Raw genomic sequence first — 21,214 nt, forward strand, 5'->3', positions numbered from 1 at the left:
CGCCTCAGGCGAAGACCACCGTCTTGTTGCCATGGCGCAAGACGCGATCTTCCAGGTGCCAACGCACGCCTCGCGCCAGCACCGCCTTCTCGACATCGCGACCGAAACGCACCAGGTCATCGGGCGTGTGGCAATGGCTGACCCGATGAATATCCTGCTCGATGATGGGACCGGCATCCAGTTCTTCGGTCACGTAATGGCAGGTGGCACCGATCAGCTTCACCCCGCGCTGGTATGCCTGGTGATAAGGCTTGGCTCCGGCGAAGGATGGCAGGAAGCTGTGATGGATATTGAGCACGCGGCCAGCATAGCGCTGGCAGAGCCCTGGAGGGAGAATCTGCATGTAACGCGCCAGCACCACGCAATCGGCGCCCGCCGACTCGACAAGTCGTTCGACCTCGGCGAAGGCCGGCGCCTTGTCCTCGCTCGGCACCGGCACATGGTGGTAGGGAATCTCGTGCCATTCCACCAGACTGCGCAGGTCGTCGTGATTGGAAATCACCGCCGCGATATCGCAGTCGAGCTCACCAGCGGTCCAACGGTAAAGCAGATCCACCAGACAATGGCTTTCCCGGGACACCATCAGCACCACGCGACGACGCTGTCGGGTATCGGTCAGCGCCCACTGCATATCGAATTCCCGGGCAATGGGCTCGAAAGCCTCACGCAGGTCTTCCGGCGTCATGTCGACAGAGTCCGCCAGGATCTCGTAGCGCATGAAGAAACGCCCGGACTCGAGATCGGAATGCTGGCTAGCTTCGGTAATGGAACCACCATGTCCGGTGATAAAGCTGGACACTCGGGCCACGATTCCCAGACGATCAGGGCAGGAAATCACCAGACGATAGTAATGAGACATCGCAAACGCATTCCATTGGAAGAACAAATTGGGGTAACCACAAGGGGCGACATTGTAGCGAAATCCAGCAGCCACCACACACCACGAAGCGGCGCATTGTGGGGCATGGCGACGATCCCGTATAGTGAATGGCACACACCTTGCTCAGCTTTGCTCGATGCCTCAGCCCCGCGTCCAGATCCGTTCCCGCCGCCGCGCCCCGCTTCATCTCCTTCCGCTCGGCGGTTGTGGCGAGATCGGCATGAACCTCACGCTCTATGGGCACCGGGACCGCTGGATCGCCGTGGACTGCGGCATGATGATTCGCCAGGACCTGCCTGGCGCCCCCCTGCAAGTGCCCGATCTGACCCCGATCGACACACTCGGCATCGCGCCAGAGGCGCTCGTCATCACCCATGGCCACGAGGACCATATCGGCGCGGCCGCCTGGCTGTGGCCGCAATGGGGTTGCCCGATCCATGCCACTCCCCTTGCCGCCGGCCTGTTGCACAGCAAGTTCGCGGAACGCGGCCTGCGCACCGATGCTATCCACGTCATCGAGCCCGGGGAAGCGATCGAGGTCGGCTACTTCGCACTGCGCTACCTGCCCCTGACGCATTCGATACCGGAAAGCTGCGCCCTGCTGATACAAGCCGGCGAACGCCGCATTCTGCACACCGGCGACTGGAAGCTCGATCCCGCCCCATTGCTCGGCGCACCCATCGATCCCGACACCTACCGCGCGATTGCGCCGGTTGACCTGGTGGTCGGCGACTCTACCTGCGCGCCGGAGCCAGGGCATTCACGCAGCGAAAGTGAGGTAGCGCTTGCCCTGGAAAGCGCCATCGCCCCACTCACCGGTCGTGTGGTGGTCAGCTGCTTTGCCAGCAACCTCGACCGGGTACTGGCCATAGCCCGCGCAGCCGACCGTTGCGGAAGACGCATCAGCCTGATGGGACGTTCCATGGAACGCATGGTGCGAATCGCCCAGGGACTCGGTTATCTGGAAGATTTCCCTCCCCTGGTTCCGGTGCGGGACCTGGGCTATCTGCCCGCCGAGGAAGTCCTGGTGATCGCTACCGGCAGTCAAGGCGAACCCCGCGCGGCCTTGTCACGACTGGCGGCAGGGCGTCATCCGCATTTCGAATTGATGACGGGCGACAGCGTCATCTTCTCGGCCCGTGCCATTCCCGGCAACGAACGCCTCATCGAGCGCTTGAAGCATGCCTTGAGACTGACCGGCGTCACGCTGCTGGACGACATACAGCGACCAGGGCTGCATGCCTCGGGCCACCCCTATCAGGATGAATTGCGTACCTTCTACGAGTGGGTTTCACCGCATCGCTTGCTGCCCGTACACGGTGAAGCGCGCCACCAGAAGGCTCACCAGGCTATCGCGCGCGAGATGTCGATCGAGGCACCGCTGACGCCGCATAACGGAGACCTAATACGGCTGGATGATCAGGGCCTCCAGCTCGAGCGACATTATCGACTGACACCACACATCATCGATCAAGACAAGATCGCGCCCGTTGTGGGAGCGGAAGGGGATTCTAGCACACGCCATGGCCAGCTCTTCCTGGCCATTTCCGTGGCTGCCACCGAACAAGGATGGACACGCATCGGGCGCCTCATGCTGGACGACAGTCACACCAGCCCTCTCGACGAAGCATCATTGGCCGATCGGCTCGACGAATGCCTGGAAACCGCCCAAGGGGATTCCCTGGCGGACTTGCGTGCAATCCTTTATCCCGACTTGATGGCCTGGTTAGCCGACCATCTCCACCGCGTGCCCGACGTCCATTTTCAGATCTTCGCCGTGGAGACCCAAGCCGTGATGGAAAAGTAACGAGCCGACCAAAAGAAGTGGCACAGAGTGCATGCCCTTCTCCTGGCCTTGTCCTTCAGCGCGTTGCCTTTCCTTTACCCCTTGTCGGCATCCTTGGCATTCTTCGGCGGACGACCGCGCTTGCGCTTCGGCTGGTCAGGTACCAGATCTTCAAGGGAAAGGCCGGCCTCATTGATCTGCTCACGGATTTCCGCAAGCTTGCGCGCCTTTTGCGCCTCTTCTTCCTGACGGCGCTTTTCCTCGTCGTTCTTCTGCTCGATAACCTCGCCGATCACCTCAGCCAGTTTATGCAGTTGCTCCATGCTCAACTGACGAGCCGCCGCGCGTGCCACATTCTTGTTTCGAGCGATTCGCTCCAGGGTCTGATTGGACATTACCCCCTCCATGACGAATTTTGACGTGCAAGGGAAATACTGAATATACGATCGCGAATCCCGGCATTTGCAATCGGTCACCGAGCCTGCATCGCGCCGAAGCACTCAGGCTTTCCCAAAAGCCGATCATCCGGCCTAAACAAAAGTATATTCGCCAATGCAGGTTTGGCAAGAAAAGCCAGTGAAAACACTCGGATCATCAATCGTAAAAAACGATCAATCGAGCCACTGGAAGCAATCAGCCACCGGTCATGTTCATGAAACGAACCACTTGCACATCCCCATCGGTGGTGAAGTGATGACGCTCCGGCTTGAGAGGCATTGCCGCCACGATGGCTTTCTTGAGTTCCTCGATATTGCCGGGATGACGGCGCAACACGGCCCTGAGGTCGACGGAGTGTTCATTGCCCAGACACAGCAGGAGACGCCCTTCGACCGTGACACGCACACGATTGCAGGAAGCGCAGAAATTATGGCTGTGCGGCGAGATGAAGCCTACTCGGCTCTCGCTATCGGGCATACGAAAATAGCGGGATGGGCCCAGAGTGGTCTCGGCAGTGGGAATGAGTTCGTAGTGCTGCTCGATCAACGCCTGGACCTCGTCGCTCGAGCAGTAGGTTTCCGCACGCGAATGATCGGAGACGTCACCAAGCGGCATTTCCTCGATAAAGCTGATATCGACGCCCTCCTGGCGAGCGAATTCGACCAGTGATGTCACTTCGTCATCATTGCGCCCCTTGAGAATCACGGCATTGAGCTTGATCCGCTCGAAGCCTGCCTCTCGAGCAGCCCGCATGCCATCGATGACCTTGTTGAGGTCACCAGTTCGCGTCAGGCGCCGAAAGCGTTCCGGATCCAGAGAATCGATACTGATGTTGAGACGTTGCAGTCCCCCTTCGCGAAGGCGCGATGCATATTTACCGAGGCCTGCGCCATTGGTCGTCATGGCGAAGTCCTTGAGCCCCGGTAACGCCCCCATATCGGCCACCAGACGATCGATGTCACGCCTGACCAGAGGCTCCCCACCGGTCAGGCGAATCTTTTCCACGCCCAGCTCGGTAAAGGCTCTGGCGACCAGCCCGAGCTCTTCGAGGGTCAGCACCTGCTCGCGTGGCAGAAACGTCATTTCCTCGCTCATGCAATACACGCATCGGAAGTCACAGCGATCCGTGACGGAGATGCGCACATAGCTCACCCGTCTGCCGAAATCGTCGATGAGCTCATCGGTCATGATATGGCCTCCCAGCGTCGGGCGTCTCGGTGGTCAGTCTCGCGTTCGGCGACCCAGTAATCGCCACTGGCGGTATGCTCCTTTTTCCAGAAAGGCGCACGCGTCTTGAGATAATCCATGATGAAATCGCAGGCCTCGAAGGCCGAGCGTCGATGTGCACTGGCGACCAACACCAGGACGATAGGGTCTCCAGGCTCAAGACGTCCCACACGATGCACCAAGCGCACGTCCTGCAGTGGCCAGCGCGACTCGGCCTCGGCAACGATCTCGGCCAAGGCGGCCTCGGTCATTCCGGGATAATGCTCGAGAGTCAGCGCCTGAACATCGGGGCGCTCGTTGAAGTCCCGCACCAGTCCCGTGAAGCCGACCACCGCACCGATATCATGGCGCCCGGCCAGCAACGCCCGCTGTTCATCGCCCGCATCGAAGCATTGTTGTTGTACGCGGATCATGCTGTCAGCCTCCGGTCACCGGGGGGAAGAAGGCAACTTCGTCATCGGCGGTCAATGGCGTGGCACCTCCTGCCATGACCTGATTGACGGCGCACAGGACACGGCCCTCTTCGAGACCGGCAAAACGTGCGTCCATCTCTTTCAATACCGCCTTGAGGCCATTGATGTCAGCACTCTCGAGTCGATCGAAGGGTACCGCGACTTCTCCGACGCCAAGACGCTCGCGAAGCTCCGCCAGACACTTGACGCGGACGCAGGGCTCACCCAACGCACAGCGCACACCCAGCGACACCTCTCCGCTGGCACCCTCGCCCGTCACGATGGGCGCCGGCTCGGCCGGTGCCGCACGTCGATACTCGCCAGATTTGCCTCCACGCTTTTCCTCCAGGCGGATCTCACCGATCACCATATCCTTGTCCACCGCCTTACACATATCGTAGAGCGTCAGACACGCCACGGAAACCGCCGTCAAGGCTTCCATTTCCACACCCGTTCGGCCATTCAACCGACAGTTCGCGGTGACACGCACGCCGCCTTCGGCCTCGTCGACATGGAAATCGACCTCGACCTTGGACAAGGGCAAGGCATGGCACAAGGGGATCAGTTCATGGGTACGCTTGGCGGCCTGAATCGCGGCAATGCGCGCAGTGGCCAGCACGTCGCCCTTGGGAAGATTGCCCTCGACCAACAGTTGCAATGTCGACTGTTGCATATGGATGAAGCCAGAGGCGCTGGCTTCGCGACGACTCTCCGGCTTGTCGGCCACATCGACCATGCGGGCCTCGCCGCGTACGTTGAGATGAGTCAGGGTCATGGATTCAATGCCTCATGACGGTCACGGTATAGGGTTGGATGGTCGCCCGCTGACAGGCCAAAGCCGGCCCTCCGGCGATCATCATCTACGTCAGGATGACCGGGCAGGACCGCGACGCCGGACAATCTCACCGATCACCTGCCACGGGCCGGGGTGCGCGTTCGGAAGGCCAGCGCACCGGCCAGGCCGCTACCCAGTCGATCAAGGTGTCGAGGTCATCGAGATCCAGGCTCTCGACGCCGACCGGCGGCTGCCAGTCCCCCTTGGCGGCCACGGCCTTCACCCAAGGGTCCTCCGCGGCGCGCGGCGGCTTGCCGAGCTCACTCCGATACAGTTCCAGCTTGGGCAGCGGCCAGGCCTTGAACCCCTCCACCAGGATCAGGTCCGGTGCCTGCGGGCGTACCATCTCGATCAGTTGTGCCAGGTCCGCTTCTTCCTGGTCCGGCGTCTCCAGCATCATCGCGATGCGTGCCCGGGATGCCACCAGCATCGGCATGGCACCGGCCTGACGCAAGCGGTGGCTATCCTTGCCCGGTTGATCGACATCGAAGGCATGGTGTGCATGCTTGATCACCGCCACCCGCAGACCTCGCTGCCGCAGGGCGGGCAGCAACTGCTCGAGCAGCGTCGTCTTGCCCGTTCCGCTCCAGGCCGCGATGCCCAGCAGGGCCGGCGTTTCCGGCATTGTCAGTGTCGTGGACATCCCTTCGGTCATGTCGGCGATGCCTCCCCTCCGAGCGCCTGCGCTAGACGCTGCCGCTCGGCATCGGTGTTCAGGTTGGCAAAGGCCTCGGGGCAGTCGGAGACATCGACCCAGACTCGCGCATGGCGCGCCTGCCAGGCTTCGACCTTGCGCTCGCCCTCGGCCAGGCAACGCGCCAGATCATCCGCCAGAGCGACGCGCACCAGAGCCACCACGGGATGCGCCCGTCGACCGTCGTGGGCGACTGCGATGTCCCCCTCGCCAATGGTCTCAACCAGACGGGAGACAAGCGAAAGCGGCAGTGCCGGTGCATCGCAGGGCACGACCACCAGCCAGGGGGTGCGGGCAGCACGCAGACCACTGTAAAGCCCCATCAGCGGCCCCTGATAATCCGACGTGATATCCTCGACGACCCGATCGGCCAATGCCGCGTAGGCGCCAAGATGCCGATTCGCGGAAATCAGCAGTTCGCTGACATGCCCGCGCAACACAGCACCGGCATGAGCCGCCAGGGGACGGCCGAGAAAAGGCTCGAGCCCCTTGTCGCACCCTCTCATGCGGCTCCCCCGACCACCGGCCAGTACCAGACCGGTCAGGTCGTCGCGACGGATCATGTCGTCTCCTGCCTTCGGCAATGCTTCACTTCTGCCATGATGCCTTACCCTGCGATGCGGTGCCATGGCCCCGGCCCGCAATGGTGACCGACAGGGCCTCGAGCGGGTATCATTCGTCAAGAATTTTCCACGATGCAGGATGGCGGCAACGCCGCATACAGGACACAGGATGGAAGAAGGATTCGACGTCGGGGCACGCCTGCGTCAGCTTCGACAGGAACGACACCTTTCGCAGCGCGAGCTCGCCAAGCGCGCCCAGGTCACCAACAGCACCATCTCGCTGATCGAACAGAACAGCGTCAGCCCGTCGGTCAGCTCGCTGAAGAAAATACTCGACGCCTTGCCGGTCTCGATCAACGCCTTCTTTGCCGGGGACGAACCCAGCCACCCTCGTCCTTTCTACAAGGCCGACGAGCTCACCGAAATCGGCGACGGCGTGCTCTCATGGCGCCTGGTGGCCGCACGTCGTCCCGACCGCCGCATGTCGGTACTGCATGAACGCTATCCTCCCGGCGCCGACAGCGGCGAAGACATGCTCGAGCACGACGGCGAAGAAGGTGGCGTCGTCATCGCCGGCCGCATCGAAATCACGGTCAACGGCGAAGTGGCGATTCTGTCAGCGGGCGACGCCTATTACTTCGATTCCCGGCTGCCCCACCGCTTCCGCAATGTCGGCGACACCGAATGCGTGATCGTCAGCGCCAACACCCCGCCCTCCTTCTCGGATGGCGGCGAGGTGCTGCATCATGGCCAGAATGGTGCCGAGGGCTGATCCCCCTCGGCTTTCCGAGATGGCGCCGTCTTGCTGAACGTCCTTCGGTCAGGCCTCGGGGGCGCTGGGCAGCAGCCAGTTGAGCCCGATGCCGACCAGCGCCGCGAGGCTCACCCCCTGCAGAGTGAACTGGCCGTCACCGAACTGCATGCCTCCGATGCCAAAGACCAGGATCAGCGACACCACCACCAGGTTGCGCGGCTCGGTCAAGGCGCTCCCCGCCCGGACCAGGGTATTCATGCCCACCACGGCGATGGAGCCGAACAGCAGCGTCATGATGCCCCCCATCACCGGCGCCGGGATGGTCTGCAGCAAGGCGCCCAGCTTGCCGAGAAAAGACAGCACGATGGCAATGGCGGCGGTCACCAGCATGATGCGCGGATTGAAGGCGCGCGTCAGGGTGACGGCACCGGTCACCTCTGAGTAGGTGGTATTGGGCGGTCCACCGAACAGCGCCGCCGAACAGGTCGCCAGGCCATCGCCCAGCAGCGTGCGATGCAACCCCGGCTTTTCGAGGTAGTGCCGGCGCGTCACAGAGCCGATGGCGACCATGTCGCCGATGTGCTCCACCGCCGGCGCGATGGCCACCGGGATCATGAACAGCACCGCCGCCCAATGAAAGGTCGGGGCCGTGAACTCCGGCAGCGCCAGCCAGGCTGCCTCGCGCACCGGCGTGAAATCCACCACCCCCATCATCATCGACAGCGCATAGCCGGTCACGATGCCGCCCATGATCGGCACCAGCCGGATCAGCCCCCGTCCGAACACCGCCAGCACCAGGGTCACCAGCAGGCTCGCCATGGAGAGGACAATGGCCCGCCCGTAACCGATGGCATCGCTGGTCTCGCCGGTCGCCATGTCGACCGCCACCGGCGCCAGCGCCAGGCCGATGACCATGATCACCGGCCCCACGACCACCGGCGGGAGCAGATGATGCAACCAGGCGGTGCCCTTGAGCCTCACCAGTTGGGAAATCAGAACATAGACCAGGCCGGCCGCCAGCATGCCGCCCAGGGTGGCGGGAATGCCGAAGTTGGTCACCGAACTCTGGATGGGCGCGATGAAGGCAAAGGAGGAGGCCAGGAACACCGGCACGCTGACGCCCGTCACGGCGTGGAAGACCAGAGTGCCGATACCGGCGGTGAACAGGGCCACATTGGGGTCCAGTCCGGTGAGCAACGGCACCAGCACCAGGGCGCCGAAGGCTACGAAAAGCATCTGGGCACCCACCAGCAGGGTGCGCACGGGAGTATCGGTCGGCATCGCCGAGGCCGACGTATCGTCGGTCATGGTAGGAAGCTCCTGGCGTTGGAGGGAGGAGAAGTCGAACGCGCGGCATTCTAGCAACCCCGACCGTTAAATCGCAGTCAGGCCGAGTCAGCCTCGATCTCTCCAGCCTCGACAGACCAGTACTCCGCCAGCCGCTGCTCCGCTTTTTCGCCGAACAGGATGTCGCAGGCTTCCTTCAGCCCCGGCGAATCACGCAGGCTGGCGCGCGAAACGACCAACGAGATCTTGGAGCGACGCCTGAGGAAATCCTCGAGCTTGGTCACCATTTCGCGGCGCCTGGCCAGTTTCAGCTCACCACGCAGGTATTCCGTGCCCTCGATGAGCACTTCCGCCTGGCGCGGGTCCTGTCGAATGTCCTCGAGCAACTCCAGTGCCTGGGTGCCATAGCGTCGCCACAGCCGGACACTGAGCGGCTCCATGGCCTCGGCGCTGGTCATCGCGTCCAGTTCCATGAGCCGAGCCTGGTGCATGAACGTCTCGCGGGCCGAGGCATCGGGCTCACCGTACCAGCGAAAATCAGGCTTCGGAATCTCGATACCGAGCCGGGCCACCTCCTCGACGACTTCCTCGCCGACATTCAGGCAATCGGTCAGCTTGCCGCCGAAGATGCTCAGGTGGCCATTCTCGTCGTCCGTATCGATGGCGTGCTTGCGCGACAGATTGAGAAAGTCGCGGTCGTTGCCACCATTGGGCTTGACGGCCAGAGGACGCACCCCACAGCGAGTGGCGATGATATCCCCCTCGCCGAGCGGGTTCCGAAGCTCGAGCCGCTTGTTGATATTGTCGAGCACGAAACGGATGTCTTCCTCCGTGACCTCGACCTCGGGCTTGTCCACGCGCGTGTCGGTGGTCCCGATGCAGGTGCGCGGCCCCATGGGGATGACGAAGAACAATCGACCATCGTCGGCGAAGAAGGCCAGGACGCGCTTGTTCTCGGTCAAGCGCGGCACGATCAGATGAATGCCCTTGGAGAAGACGTGATGATGGTCGGTGCGCTGCCCCGAGAGACGATTGTGCTGATCGACCCAGGGACCGGCGGCGTTGATCAGCACCCGGGAACGAATCTCGAAGGCACAGCCATCGATACGGTCCTTCACACTGGTAACCCAGACATCGCCTTCGCGGCGCGAGCCCAGCGACTCTACGTAATTGGCCGCCACACCGCCAAAGTCCAGTGCGCCTCGCACGAAGCTGAAGACGAAACGTGCATCATTGTCGTACAGGTAGGCATCGGAGTATTCGAACCCGCCCAGGGCGTTGCGTGTATCGATGATCGGCTCCCGCGCCTTGATTCCGGCAGGACGCAGGAAGTTCGGCATTCGCGTAAAGGCACTGCCCATCAGCCAATACAGCCAGGTCCCCGCCCAGGGATAGAGCGGATGATGGCGAAACCCCTTGTTGATGGTGGTCAAGAAGCGAATTTCCTGGACCGTGGACGGATAGCTCTTGATCAGGTGATTCCGGCTCTTGCACAACTTGCGCACCAGCTTGAAGTCACCGCTTTCCATGTACTTGATGCCCCCCCATATCAGATTGGAGGAATGCATGCTGGTACTGCCGGCGAAGTCGCCGCGATCGATCAAGGCCACCTTGGCTCCCTTGCCACTCAGGGCGGCGGCAGCCGAGGCGCCGTTGATGCCTCCCCCGATGACCAGAGCGTCGAAGATCCGCTCGGGAAGCTTGCTGATGTTGTGCTGTCTGAGTTGCATGTCTGGCCCTTTTCAAAGCAGAAGGCCCCGCTCGGCATGCACCGAGCGGGGCCTCAGTCCCGTTCAGGCAACCGGTTACACGATCTTGGAGAGGCCCCGACAGTCGCCGGGGCAACGGAGGCGGATCAGCTGATCCGCCCCATCATCATTCGCGAGAACCGGCGGCCATCCACGCCTCCATCATCTCGTCATAGGGAACCGTCGTACCCTGCGGCATCTCGTCGTCGAGCTGCGGTTTCGGCGAACCCGGCTGATCGAGCCAGTACTGCGGGTCACGCTCGTCGTTCAAGCTGGGCGCATAGGTATCGAAGACCTTGGCTCGCGCCAGGCGCGCCATGATGCTGTCGAGATCCCCCGCCAGGTTGTCGAGCGCCTCCTTGGGCGAGATATCCCCGCTGACCGCCGGCGACAGGTTCTGCCACCACAGCGGCGCCATGCGCGGGTAATCCGGCACGTTGGTGGAGGACGGCGTCCAGTTGGATTCGTTCGGGCTGCGATAGAATTCCACCAGACCACCCAGCTTGGGGGCCATCTCGGTCATCTGTTCGGAGAAGATGTCCGATTCGCGGATCGGCGTCAGACCGGCCATCAGTTTTTCCAGCGATACCGTCTTGGAGACGGTGAACTGCGCGAACAGCCAGGCAGCCGTGCGACGATCCTCGGGCGTCGAGTCGAAGAAGGTCCAGGCTCCCACATCTTGATAACCGACCTTCATGCCCTCTTCCCAGTAAGGCCCCGTCGGGGACGGCGCCATGCGCCACTTGGGATTGCCCTCTTCGTCGGTAACCGGCAGCTCAGGGTCGGTCATGTCGGCCGTGAAAGCGGTGTACCAGAAGATCTGCTGCGCGACATTGCCCTGAGCCGGCACGGGGCCAGCTTCACCAAAGGTCATGCCGCTGGCTTCGGGCGGGGCATACTTGTCGAGCCAATCGACCATCTTGGTGACGGCAAACACCGAAGCCGGCGAGTTGGTGGCCCCGCCGCGAGACACGCTGGCCCCGACCGGCTGGCTCTGCTCGTTGACGCGAATCCCCCAGTCATCCACCGGGTTGCCGAACGGCACGCCGGGACTGCCCATGCCCGCCATGGAGAGCCAGGAGTCATGGAAACGCCAGCCCAGCGACGGATCGCGACGACCATAGTCCATGTGGCCATAGACCTTCTCCCCATCGATCTCGCCGACATGCTCGGTGAAGAACTCGGCGATGTCTTCGTAGGCGGTCCAGTTGGTCGGCACGCCCAGGTCATAGCCATAGCGTTCGCGGAACTGCTTTTGCAGATCCTCGCGCTGGAACCAGTCATAGCGGAACCAGTAGAGGTTGGCGAATTGCTGGGTCGGCAACTGATAGACACTGCCATCCGGGCCGGTGCCATACTGCAAGCCGATGAAATCATCGAGATCCAGGGTCGGCAGCGTGTAGTCGGCCCACTCGTTTTCCATGGCTTTGGAAAGGTTGATGGTAGTGCCGTAGCGAATGTGCGTGCCGATGGAGTCGGTGTCGTTGACGTAGCCATCGTAGATATTGCGACCCGACTGCATCTGGGTCTGCATGTTGTTGACGACATCCCCCTCGCCGATGATGTTGTGCGTCACCTCGATGCCCGTCAGCTCGCTGAACGCCTCGGCCAGCACATCCCGCTCATAGATGTGCGTGGTCAGTCCCTCGGCGACGGTGTTGATCTCCATGCCCTGAAAGGGCTCGGCCGCCTTGGCGAACCACATCAATTCTTCGATCTGTTCCTCGCGGGAAAGCGTCGATTCCTGGAAGTGTTCATCGACCAGGCGCTCGGCGATGGCGCGGGCATCCTGATCGTCGGCGTGCAGAGCACCGCTTGCCAGCATCACACCGGCAGCCAGTAGAGAGAGTCTCATTGTTCTCGCTTTCATGTTGACCTCTTGGGTTGTTGTCGTCCGTCCCTGGATATTCGGCTCCATGCGTTGCTGTCAGCCCCAGCGCATCAGGATCAGCAGCCAGAGCACCGATGCGCCCAGCGCCAGCCAGATGCTGAGCGGGGTGAACCCCACCACCACCAGATGAATATAGGCGGCGGAAAGTAGACCGATGAAAAAACGATCACCTCGCGTGGTCGAGATCGGCAGAAAGCCCTTTCGCTCGACTGTCGGCGAGATGACTTCCCAGGCCGTCATGCCGGCCAGCATGGCCGCGATGACGGTAAAGAAGACCGCGGTGGGCGTGGTCCAGACCATCCATTCCATGTCGCGCCCTCCTCAGGTACGGCCCAGGGCAAAGCCCTTGGCAATATGGTTGCGAACGAAATAGACCACCACGATGCCCGGCAGGATCGTCAGCGTTCCCGCAGCGGCCAACGCCCCCCAATCGATCCCCGACGCTCCCTTGGTCTGAGTCATGACCGAGGCGATGGGCTGGGCATTGGTCGAGGTCAGAGTGCTGGCCAGCAGCAGCTCGACCCAGGAGAACATGAACAGGAAAAACAGCGTCACACCGATCCCCGAGCTGATCATGGGAATGAAAATCTTCACGAAGAATCGCGGAAAGCTGTAGCCATCGATGAAGGCGGTCTCATCGATCTCCTTGGGGACACCGCTCATGAAGCCTTCGAGAATCCACACGGCCAGCGGAATATTGAACAGGCAATGGGCCAGAGCGACCGCCACATGGGTGTCGAACAACCCGACGGTGTAATAGAGCTGGAAATACGGCAGCAGAAAGACGGCGGGCGGTGCCATCAGGTTGGTCAGCAGCCAGAAGAACAGGTGCTTGTCCCCGATGAACTGATAACGGCTGAATGCATAGGCAGCCGGCAACGCCACCACGATGCTGATCAGCATGTTCATCAGCACATAGATGATCGAGTTCACATACCCCATGTACCAACTGGATTCGGTCAGAATCTTGGCGTAGTGCTCGATGGTGAAGTCCTCGGGCCACAGGGTCAGCCCACCGAGAATTTCGGTGTTGGACTGAAAGGACATGTTGAGCAACCAATAGATCGGCAACAGTACGAACACGATATAGGCCGCCATCAGCCCCCGACGGCGCCACTGCCGGGAAGCCGGGCGAGCCTGGCGACGACGCCGGTTGTTGGCGGCCGCCGCACGCTGGCGCACATCATCGGGGGTCGTGGGCGCTGAATGACTCATTTCATGCCTCCTTGTTCTTGTCGTCTTTCTGCATGTTCATGATCGCGGTATAGAACACCCAGGTAACCAGCAGGATGATCAGGAAATAGATCAGCGAGAACGCCGCCGAGGGCCCCAGATCCTGTTGACCGATGGCCATGGTCGTCAGCGACTGGCTGAGGAAGGTAGTGGAGCTTCCCGGCCCTCCTCCTGTGAGCACGAAAGGCTCGGCGTAGATCATGAAGGAATGCATGAAGCGCAACAGAACCCCGATCACCAGTACATTGGTGAGCTTGGGCAACTGGATGTAGCGAAAGACCGCCCACTTCGAGGCGCGATCGATGCGCGCTGCCTGGTAATAGGCATCGGGAATCGAGCGCAGGCCGCTGAAGCAGAGCAGTGCGATCAGCGGCGTCCAGTGCCAGACATCCATCAGAATGATGGTCGCCCAGGCATCCACGGGGCTTGCCGTGATGTTGTAGCCATAGCCCAGTTCGCGCAGGCTCCAGCCCATCAGGCCGATGTCGCCCCGGGAGAATATCTGCCAGATGCTGCCCACCACATTCCAGGGAATCAGCAATGGCATGGTGACCAGGATCAACACCGCCGAGGCCTGCCATCCCTTCTTGGGCATGAGCAGGGCGATGCCGATACCCAACGGCACCTCGATGGCCAGCACGGTCAGCGAGAAGGCAAACTGACGCAGCACGGCCGCCTGCAGTGTCGGATCATTGAGCATCTCCTTGAACCATTCGGCACCCGTGAAAAAGCGCGTATGGGCATCGAAGACGTCCTGTACGGAATAGTTCACCACCGTCATCAGCGGAATGATCGCCGAGAAGGCCACCAACAGCAGCATCGGCAAGATCAGCCACCAGGCCCGGTTGTTGTAGACTTTATTCATGGTCGAACTCCACGCGATATTCGTCGACATACAGGCCGAGATGCGCATCGGGGAAGCGTAGCCAGGCCTGCTCCGTGGGCGTTACCTGATCTTCCTCGATACGGGCCTTGAGCGAGACGCTGCCAAGCGTCAGGTAGACGATCGAATAAGTTCCCAGATCCTGCGCATGATCCACGCGAGCCGGCATACCACCCTCCACCGGCTCGGCATGCACCTCGACGAATTCAGGTCGGATTCCCAGCTTGATGTTGGAGGAGCTCGCTCGAGCCACGGCATCATGAATGCCCCGCCCGACCGTCAGTTCGGTATCACCGGTCATCACGCTCCCGTCGCGCGCCATGACATCCAGGAAATTCATCCCCGGACTGCCGATGAAGTAACCGACGAAGGTATGGTTCGGCGCCTCGAACAGCTCTCTTGGCGTGCCGAACTGCACCACCTGCCCCTCGTACATCACGGCGATCTTGTCGGCAAAGGTCGAGGCTTCGAGCTGGTCATGGGTTACATAGACCATGGTGATCTGAAAGCGCTGATGAATTTCCTTGAGCTTGCGTCTCAGCTTCCACTTGAGCTGTGGGTCGATGACGGTCAAGGGTTCGTCGAACAGGATGGCCGAGACATCGTCGCGTACCAGGCCACGCCCCATGGAGACCTTCTGTTTCTCGTCGGCGGTCAGGTTCTTGGCTTTGCGCTTGAGCTGGGCGGTGAGCTCCAGGACATCGGCAACTTCCATGACACGCTCATGGACCCTCGCCTCAGGCGTCTTCACGTTGCGCAACGGAAAGGCGAGGTTGTCGTAGACCGTCATGGTGTCGTAGATGACAGGAAACTGGAAAACCTGGGCGATATTGCGTGCTTCCGGCGGCAAGGCATTGACCACCTCACCGTCGAAGAGCACTTCGCCGCTGGAGGGTTCGAGCAAGCCGGAGATGATGTTGAGCAACGTCGACTTGCCACACCCCGAAGGCCCGAGCAGCGCATAGGCGCCCCCCTGGTGCCAGACGTGATTCATTTCGCGGATCGCATAGTCTTCCGGTGTCCGCGGGTTTGGCAGGTAAGTGTGGGCCAGGGACCTGAGGGTAATCTCGGCCATCGTCAAACGCCTCCCAGGTGGGCCGGTATGTGCCTGACCGCGCCCTGCGAATCGAAGGCATAGGCACGTTGGGCGGAAAAATAGAGCGTCACCGGATCATCCACCTCGAAGTGATGCACGCCGGTCAGGTGGGCCGTCATCGAGAGGTGGTCGTTGCGCACATGCAGGAAGGTTTCGGAACCGCTGATCTCGGCGAGGTCGACGATCATCTCCATGGCGACGTCATGCTCGGACACTCGTTCGAGCGACAGGTGGGATGCCCGTACACCGAACCGATAAGCACCAGCGGCCAAGCCACCGAAGCTGGCTGCTGCCGGCAGCCGATGTCCATCGGCGAAGGAGACCGAGGCGCCCTCGATGACGCCGTCGATGATGTTGATGGGGGGTTCCGAGAACATTTCGGCGCTCAGAATATCCCGAGGACGGTGATAGACCTCCTCGGTCGGGCCATACTGAAGCAAGCGCCCTTCGTGCAGTACCGCCGTGTTGCCGCCCAGCGCCAGCGCCTCGGCGGGTTCGGTGGTGGCATAAACGGCGATGCAGTTACGCTCGCTGAAGACTGCCCGAAGCTCCTCGCGAAATTCCTCGCGGAGCTTGTAGTCCAGATTGACCAGCGGCTCGTCGAAGAGCACCACGTCGGCATCTTTCACCAGAGCACGTCCCATGGCGGTACGTTGCTGCTGGCCACCAGACAGCTCCAGAGGCTGTCGATCGAGCAGGTGCTCGATATGCAGCATCTCGGCAATATGCCGCACCCGGCGATCGATCTCGGCACGCCCGACCTTCGCCAGCTTGAGCGGCGAGGCGATGTTGTCGTAGACGGTCAGGCTGGGATAGTTGATGAACTGCTGATAGACCATCGATACATTGCGATGGCGGACGGAACGGCCGGTCACATCCTCGCCGTCCATCAGGACACGCCCACGGGTCGGCGTATCGAGGCCAGCCATCAGCCGCATCAGCGTGGTCTTGCCGGCGAGCGTCCGGCCCAGCAGGACATTGAACGATCCGGGTTCGAGGGACAGGTTCATGTCGGCGATATGTGTTTCACCGCCGACCACCCGGTCGATGTTTTCTAGGATCAATGACATACGGATCTCGGCTGTTCTTTGTTATGCGATCACGCTTGAGGCATGCGTAGCATCACGTTAGCCGAGATTCGATTTCGGACACAAATGTAGTTTAGCGAAAACACTGTCTCGACGACCGAAACTCGTCGAAGATTATTCATAATTATATGTTTTATATAGATTATTTTTATCAGTAAAACTTTTGTCTACACACAGATGGTCGACATGTCGGATGGACGACGTGCCATGCTCCACCACGTTTTTTCGATTTCGAACATAACTCGAACATAAAAAAGGGCCGCTCTAAGCGACCCTTTTGACATCCCCCGGTCACCACCATGAACCGGGATCCATTGACGCCCATCAGGCAAGCGAACCGGGATAGGCTATTGGCGATTGGCAGTCACGACGGCGCCCTGCCGCCGTCGATCAGCGCGTGCCGAAGATCTTGTCGCCCGCGTCCCCCAGACCCGGCACGATGTAGCCATTCTCGTCGAGATGGTCATCCACCGAGGCCGTGTAGATCTCGATGTCCGGATAGTCCCGCTGCACCCGCTCGATCCCTTCCGGCGCCGCCACCAGGACGATCACCTTCATGTGCTTGCAGCCCCGGTCACGCAGCATGTCCAGGGTCGCCACCATGGAACCGCCGGTTGCCAGCATCGGGTCGATGACGATGGCCATCCGCTCATCCAGATCGCCGGCAAACTTCGAGAAATACGGCACCGGCTGCAGGGTCTCTTCGTCGCGGTAGAGGCCCACCACACTGACCCTGGCGCTGGGAATCAGGTCGGTCACGCCTTCCAGCATCCCGAGGCCGGCACGCAGGATCGGCACGATGGTAACCTTCTTTCCCTTGAGCTGGTTGACGGCAATCGGCTCGCCACTCCATCCCGGAATATCCTGCGTCTCGAGCTCGAGATCCTGAGTCGCCTCGTAGGTGAGCAGCTTGGCCACCTCGCCGGCCAACTCACGAAAACTCTTGGTACTGATACCGGCTTCACGCATCAGCCCCAGCTTGTGCTGGACAAGGGGATGTTGAATGGCATGAACACTCATGGGCGGGAACCTCTTCGGCGGCGATGGGATCGATGGCGGCCTTTGTCGCATGGGGCATGCGCAAATTGCGCGCCATTCTACCCGCATCCTGCGTTGAGGTTAAGTTGGTCAGCCACAGCCCGGGGCATGGAGCCCAAGGCCGCGGCCAGGCAAGCTGGATCAGGGTTGCTGAGGCAATTGCCAATCGATGGGCGTACGACCCTGCTCGGCGAGGAAGGCATTGGCCCGCGAGAAATGGTGGTTGCCGAAAAAGCCGCGATGCGCCGACAGCGGCGAGGGATGGGGCGACTCGAGCACCAGGTGGCGGCTGGTGTCCACCAGAGCCTTCTTCTTGCGAGCATGACTGCCCCAGAGCAGGAACACCGTGGGACCGGCATGCTCGTTGACCGTGGCGATGGCACGATCAGTGAAGGTCTCCCAGCCACGTCCACGGTGCGAGCCGGCATTGCCCTGCTCCACCGTCAGCGAGGTGTTCAGCAGCAAGACACCCTGTCGCGCCCAGCTTTCCAGAAAGCCATGGTTGACCGGCTGGAACCCGACGTCGGCGGCCAGTTCCTTGTAGATATTGACCAACGAAGGCGGCACCTGCACGCCGGGCCGTACCGAGAAACACAAGCCATGCGCCTGGTTCGGGCCGTGATAGGGATCCTGGCCCAGGATCACCACCTTCACTTCGTCGAGCGGCGTCAGCTCGAAGGCACGAAACCAGTTCGACGAATGCGGATAGATGACCTTGCGGGCTGCTTTCTCCCCGGCCAGGAAATCACGTAATGCCTGCATGTAGGGTGCCTGGAACTCGGCACCCAGCCATTGTTGCCAGCTGTCGGGCAGCGGAATGCTCATGGGTCACCGCTTGATCTGATCCGCCAGGGGTTCGACATAGGCCACGCCCATGTCCCAAGGGAACTGAATCCAGCAGTCCTGCGCGACCTCGGTCAGGTACTGGTCCACCAGGGGGCGCCCTTCGGGCTTGGCATAGACCGTCACGAAGTGTGCCTTGGGCAACATCTCGCGGACCCGCCGCGCCGTCTTGCCGGTATCGACCAGGTCATCGACGAGCAGCCAGCCATCTCCATCATGCTCGACGCCTTTCATGACGTCCAGGCCGCCCTGCTCCATGTGGTCGTAGCTCTTGATGCACACCGTGTCGATCAAACGCACGTTGAGTTCTCGTGCGAACAGCGCGGCGGGAATCAACCCGCCCCGGGTGATGGCGACGATGCCCTTGAAATCGCGCTCGACGAGCCGATGACAGAGTTCACGCACATCCCGGTGCAACTGATCCCAGGACACGGTGAAATGCTGATGATAACGATGGGTACTCATGAGCGGCTCACTCGTCCTCGGTGAAGGAACAGACCGCGAAGACGCCGAATCCCGCATCGCGGATCCGCTGGGCACCGCCCAGGTCCGGCAGGTCGACGATCGTCGAGGTCTCGACCACCAGGCCGCCACTGCGGGAGATCAACTTGGCCGCGGCCAGCATGGTGCCGCCGGTGGCGATCAGGTCATCCACCACCAGAATGCGATCCCCCTCGCGGAAGGCATCGGAATGCAGCTCCACCTCGGCTTCGCCGTATTCCAGCGTGTAGGTTTCGCTGATGGTCTTGAACGGCAGCTTACCCTTCTTGCGTACCGGCACGAAACTGCAGCCCAACTCATACGCCAGGGGCGCGCCGACGATGAAGCCTCGCGCATCAATCGCGGCGATGGCATCGAGGTCCATCTCCTGATAGCGGTGCACGAAGCTGTCTATCAACTTGCGAAACGCCGCACTGTTCTGCAGAAGCGGCGTGATATCGCGAAAGTTGACCCCAGGCTGAGGCCAATCGGGGACGGTACGGATCACGGACTTGATGTAGTCGCCGTAGATGCTCATCACGAATCTCAGTCAGTAAGTGTCAGTCGAGGAACAGGAACTTGGCAGCGAAGATCAGCGCCAGCACCACCACAGCAGGGTTCAGGTCCTTGAAACGCCCTGAAAGCGCCTTGATGGCCACAAAGCTGATGAAGCCAAGCGCGATGCCCTCGGCAATCGAGAAAGTCAGCGGCATGGCCAGTGCAGCGATCAGCACCGGGGCCGCCTCGGTGGCGTCGTCCCAATCGGCGTGGGCCAGGCTGCCGGCCATCAACACTGCCACGTAAAGCAGTGCACCGGCCGTGGCATAGGCAGGAATCGAGCCGGCCAGCGGCGAGAAGAACAGGCTGATCAGAAAGAGCGCGGCCACCACCACGGCGGTGAGCCCGGTACGGCCGCCGGAGGCAATGCCGGCCGTGGATTCGATGTAGCTGGTCGTGGTCGAGGTTCCCAGCACGGCACCCGCCATGGACGCGGTGCTGTCGGCCATCATGGCACGCCCGATGCGAGGCAGTTTGCCGTTCTCGTCGAGCAATCCTCCACGATGCGCCACCCCGACCAGAGTGCCGGACGTATCGAACAGATCGACGAACAGAAAGGCGAAGATCACGCTGAACATCGCCACGTCCAGAGCGCCGGCAATATCCAGCGACATCAGAGTCGGCGCGATGGACGGCGGCATGGACATCACGCCGCCGAACTCGTTATGCCCCAGCAGGATGGCCAGGAGGGTCACGCCGAGGATGCCGATCATGACCGCGCCGGTCACACGCAGGTATGCCAGGGCCGTGATCACGAAGAAGCCGAGCAGCGCATAGAGGGCCGAAGGTGCCGAAAGATCGCCCAGGGCCACGTAGGTGGCCTCGTTGGCGACCACGATACCGGCATTCTTCAGGGCGATCATCGCCAGGAACAGGCCGATGCCCGCGGCGATGCCGAGCCGCAGCGACATGGGGATCGAGTTGATGATCCACTCGCGGATACGAAAGATGCTGAGCAGAAAGAAAGTGAAGCCGGACAGGAACACCGCCCCTAGCGCGGTCTCCCAGCTGTAGCCCATGCCCATCACGACGCCATAGGTGAAAAAGGCGTTGAGCCCCATGCCCGGCGCCTGGGCGATCGGATAGTTGGCCCACAGCCCCATGATCAGACACCCGATGGCCGCCGCCACGCAGGTCGCCACGAACACCGCGCCATAGTCCATCCCCGATTCCGAGAGGATGCTCGGATTGACGAAGATGATGTAGGCCATGGTCAGGAAAGTGGTGATACCGGCGATCACCTCGGTCTTCACATTCGTGCCATGCTCGGCAAGCTTGAAATGGTCATCGATCAGACGTTTCAACATGGGGAACATCCTGCGCGGGGACGTCATGCGTCCGGGGTGCGAGAAAAGCCGCACATGGTAGCGGATGGCGCTCCGGGATGCGAGACACCACCCCGCCGGCACGGCACATGACTGTCTATATAAGCGGCTCCCG

The 21,214-nt window shown here is 61.4% G+C and carries 22 protein-coding genes; 2 read left to right on the forward strand and 20 right to left on the reverse strand.

The annotated features are described in order from the left end of the window. Window positions 1-4 precede the first annotated feature (4 nt). A complete protein-coding gene (purU, locus tag A9O65_RS04620; protein WP_064700315.1) occupies window positions 5-859 on the reverse strand; it encodes a formyltetrahydrofolate deformylase in 855 nt (284 codons plus the stop codon). 241 nt (window positions 860-1,100) lie between these two features. On the opposite strand from purU, the gene A9O65_RS04625 reads away from it, so the two are divergent. Further along, window positions 1,101-2,687, forward strand: a complete 1,587-nt coding sequence (locus A9O65_RS04625; protein WP_064701500.1) for a ribonuclease J — start codon at window positions 1,101-1,103, stop codon at window positions 2,685-2,687. A 74-nt stretch (window positions 2,688-2,761) separates the two neighbouring features. Here A9O65_RS04625 and A9O65_RS04630 read toward each other — a convergent pair whose 3' ends face one another. From A9O65_RS04630 to mobA, 6 genes are all read right to left on the reverse strand, one after another. Then, on the reverse strand, window positions 2,762-3,061 hold the full coding sequence (locus A9O65_RS04630; protein ID WP_064700317.1) for an H-NS family histone-like protein: 300 nt from the start codon (window positions 3,059-3,061) through the stop codon (window positions 2,762-2,764). A 238-nt stretch (window positions 3,062-3,299) separates the two neighbouring features. After that, complete coding sequence (gene moaA, locus A9O65_RS04635; protein WP_064700318.1) at window positions 3,300-4,292, reverse strand: GTP 3',8-cyclase MoaA; 993 nt, start codon at window positions 4,290-4,292, stop codon at window positions 3,300-3,302. Continuing rightward, a complete protein-coding gene (moaE, locus tag A9O65_RS04640; protein ID WP_064701501.1) occupies window positions 4,289-4,744 on the reverse strand; it encodes a molybdopterin synthase catalytic subunit MoaE in 456 nt (151 codons plus the stop codon). The genes moaA and moaE overlap by 4 nt, the downstream gene beginning before the upstream one ends. A 4-nt stretch (window positions 4,745-4,748) precedes the next feature. Beyond that, the gene (moaC, locus tag A9O65_RS04645; RefSeq protein WP_064700320.1) at window positions 4,749-5,558 is read right to left on the reverse strand and encodes a cyclic pyranopterin monophosphate synthase MoaC; all 810 of its coding nucleotides are present in this window, start codon (window positions 5,556-5,558) and stop codon (window positions 4,749-4,751) included. A 127-nt stretch (window positions 5,559-5,685) separates the two neighbouring features. Next, a complete protein-coding gene (gene mobB, locus A9O65_RS04650) occupies window positions 5,686-6,273 on the reverse strand; it encodes a molybdopterin-guanine dinucleotide biosynthesis protein B (protein ID WP_064700321.1) in 588 nt (195 codons plus the stop codon). Next, a complete protein-coding gene (gene mobA / locus A9O65_RS04655) occupies window positions 6,270-6,875 on the reverse strand; it encodes a molybdenum cofactor guanylyltransferase MobA (RefSeq protein WP_064701502.1) in 606 nt (201 codons plus the stop codon). Before mobA ends, mobB begins: the two co-directional genes overlap by 4 nt. Before the next feature lie 169 nt (window positions 6,876-7,044). Between mobA and A9O65_RS04660 the strand changes: the two genes are divergently transcribed. Further along, window positions 7,045-7,647, forward strand: a complete 603-nt coding sequence (locus A9O65_RS04660; protein ID WP_064700323.1) for a cupin domain-containing protein — start codon at window positions 7,045-7,047, stop codon at window positions 7,645-7,647. A 48-nt stretch (window positions 7,648-7,695) separates the two neighbouring features. Here A9O65_RS04660 and A9O65_RS04665 read toward each other — a convergent pair whose 3' ends face one another. The 13 genes from A9O65_RS04665 to A9O65_RS04725 all read right to left on the reverse strand — a co-directional run bounded on the left by A9O65_RS04665 (window position 7,696) and on the right by A9O65_RS04725 (window position 21,081). Continuing rightward, entirely contained in the window at window positions 7,696-8,937 is a 1,242-nt protein-coding gene (locus A9O65_RS04665) for a uracil-xanthine permease family protein (protein WP_064700324.1), read from the reverse strand. 77 nt (window positions 8,938-9,014) lie between these two features. Then, window positions 9,015-10,646, reverse strand: a complete 1,632-nt coding sequence (locus A9O65_RS04670) for a glycerol-3-phosphate dehydrogenase/oxidase (RefSeq protein ID WP_064701503.1) — start codon at window positions 10,644-10,646, stop codon at window positions 9,015-9,017. Between the two features lie 145 nt (window positions 10,647-10,791). Beyond that, on the reverse strand, window positions 10,792-12,519 hold the full coding sequence (locus A9O65_RS04675; protein ID WP_244534458.1) for an ABC transporter substrate-binding protein: 1,728 nt from the start codon (window positions 12,517-12,519) through the stop codon (window positions 10,792-10,794). Window positions 12,520-12,591: 72 nt separating this feature from the next. Beyond that, window positions 12,592-12,864: a DUF2160 domain-containing protein gene (locus A9O65_RS04680; RefSeq protein WP_064700327.1), complete on the reverse strand. Its 273-nt coding sequence runs from the start codon at window positions 12,862-12,864 to the stop codon at window positions 12,592-12,594. Window positions 12,865-12,876: 12 nt separating this feature from the next. After that, window positions 12,877-13,770, reverse strand: coding sequence for a carbohydrate ABC transporter permease (locus tag A9O65_RS04685; RefSeq protein WP_211598179.1), 894 nt, complete (start codon window positions 13,768-13,770; stop codon window positions 12,877-12,879). Between the two features lies 1 nt (window position 13,771). Then, on the reverse strand, window positions 13,772-14,653 hold the full coding sequence (locus A9O65_RS04690; RefSeq protein WP_064700328.1) for a carbohydrate ABC transporter permease: 882 nt from the start codon (window positions 14,651-14,653) through the stop codon (window positions 13,772-13,774). Beyond that, window positions 14,646-15,746: an ABC transporter ATP-binding protein gene (locus A9O65_RS04695; protein ID WP_064700329.1), complete on the reverse strand. Its 1,101-nt coding sequence runs from the start codon at window positions 15,744-15,746 to the stop codon at window positions 14,646-14,648. The genes A9O65_RS04690 and A9O65_RS04695 overlap by 8 nt, the downstream gene beginning before the upstream one ends. A gap of 2 nt (window positions 15,747-15,748) precedes the next feature. Further along, window positions 15,749-16,837 carry an ABC transporter ATP-binding protein gene (locus A9O65_RS04700; RefSeq protein ID WP_064700330.1) on the reverse strand — a complete coding sequence of 363 codons (1,089 nt, stop codon included), beginning with the start codon at window positions 16,835-16,837 and terminating at the stop codon, window positions 15,749-15,751. Window positions 16,838-17,245: 408 nt separating this feature from the next. Then, entirely contained in the window at window positions 17,246-17,875 is a 630-nt protein-coding gene (upp, locus tag A9O65_RS04705) for a uracil phosphoribosyltransferase (RefSeq protein WP_064700331.1), read from the reverse strand. Between the two features lie 159 nt (window positions 17,876-18,034). Next, complete coding sequence (gene ung, locus A9O65_RS04710; RefSeq protein WP_064700332.1) at window positions 18,035-18,718, reverse strand: uracil-DNA glycosylase; 684 nt, start codon at window positions 18,716-18,718, stop codon at window positions 18,035-18,037. A 3-nt stretch (window positions 18,719-18,721) separates the two neighbouring features. Beyond that, on the reverse strand, window positions 18,722-19,201 hold the full coding sequence (gene gpt, locus A9O65_RS04715) for a xanthine phosphoribosyltransferase (protein ID WP_064700333.1): 480 nt from the start codon (window positions 19,199-19,201) through the stop codon (window positions 18,722-18,724). A gap of 7 nt (window positions 19,202-19,208) precedes the next feature. Continuing rightward, window positions 19,209-19,754 (reverse strand): adenine phosphoribosyltransferase, encoded by a 546-nt coding sequence (locus A9O65_RS04720; RefSeq protein WP_064700334.1) that lies wholly within the window; start codon window positions 19,752-19,754, stop codon window positions 19,209-19,211. 22 nt (window positions 19,755-19,776) lie between these two features. Further along, complete coding sequence (locus A9O65_RS04725; protein WP_064700335.1) at window positions 19,777-21,081, reverse strand: NCS2 family permease; 1,305 nt, start codon at window positions 21,079-21,081, stop codon at window positions 19,777-19,779. Between the last annotated feature and the right edge of the window lie 133 nt (window positions 21,082-21,214).

Source organism: Halomonas caseinilytica (assembly GCF_001662305.1).
Classification (GTDB): domain Bacteria; phylum Pseudomonadota; class Gammaproteobacteria; order Pseudomonadales; family Halomonadaceae; genus Halomonas; species Halomonas caseinilytica.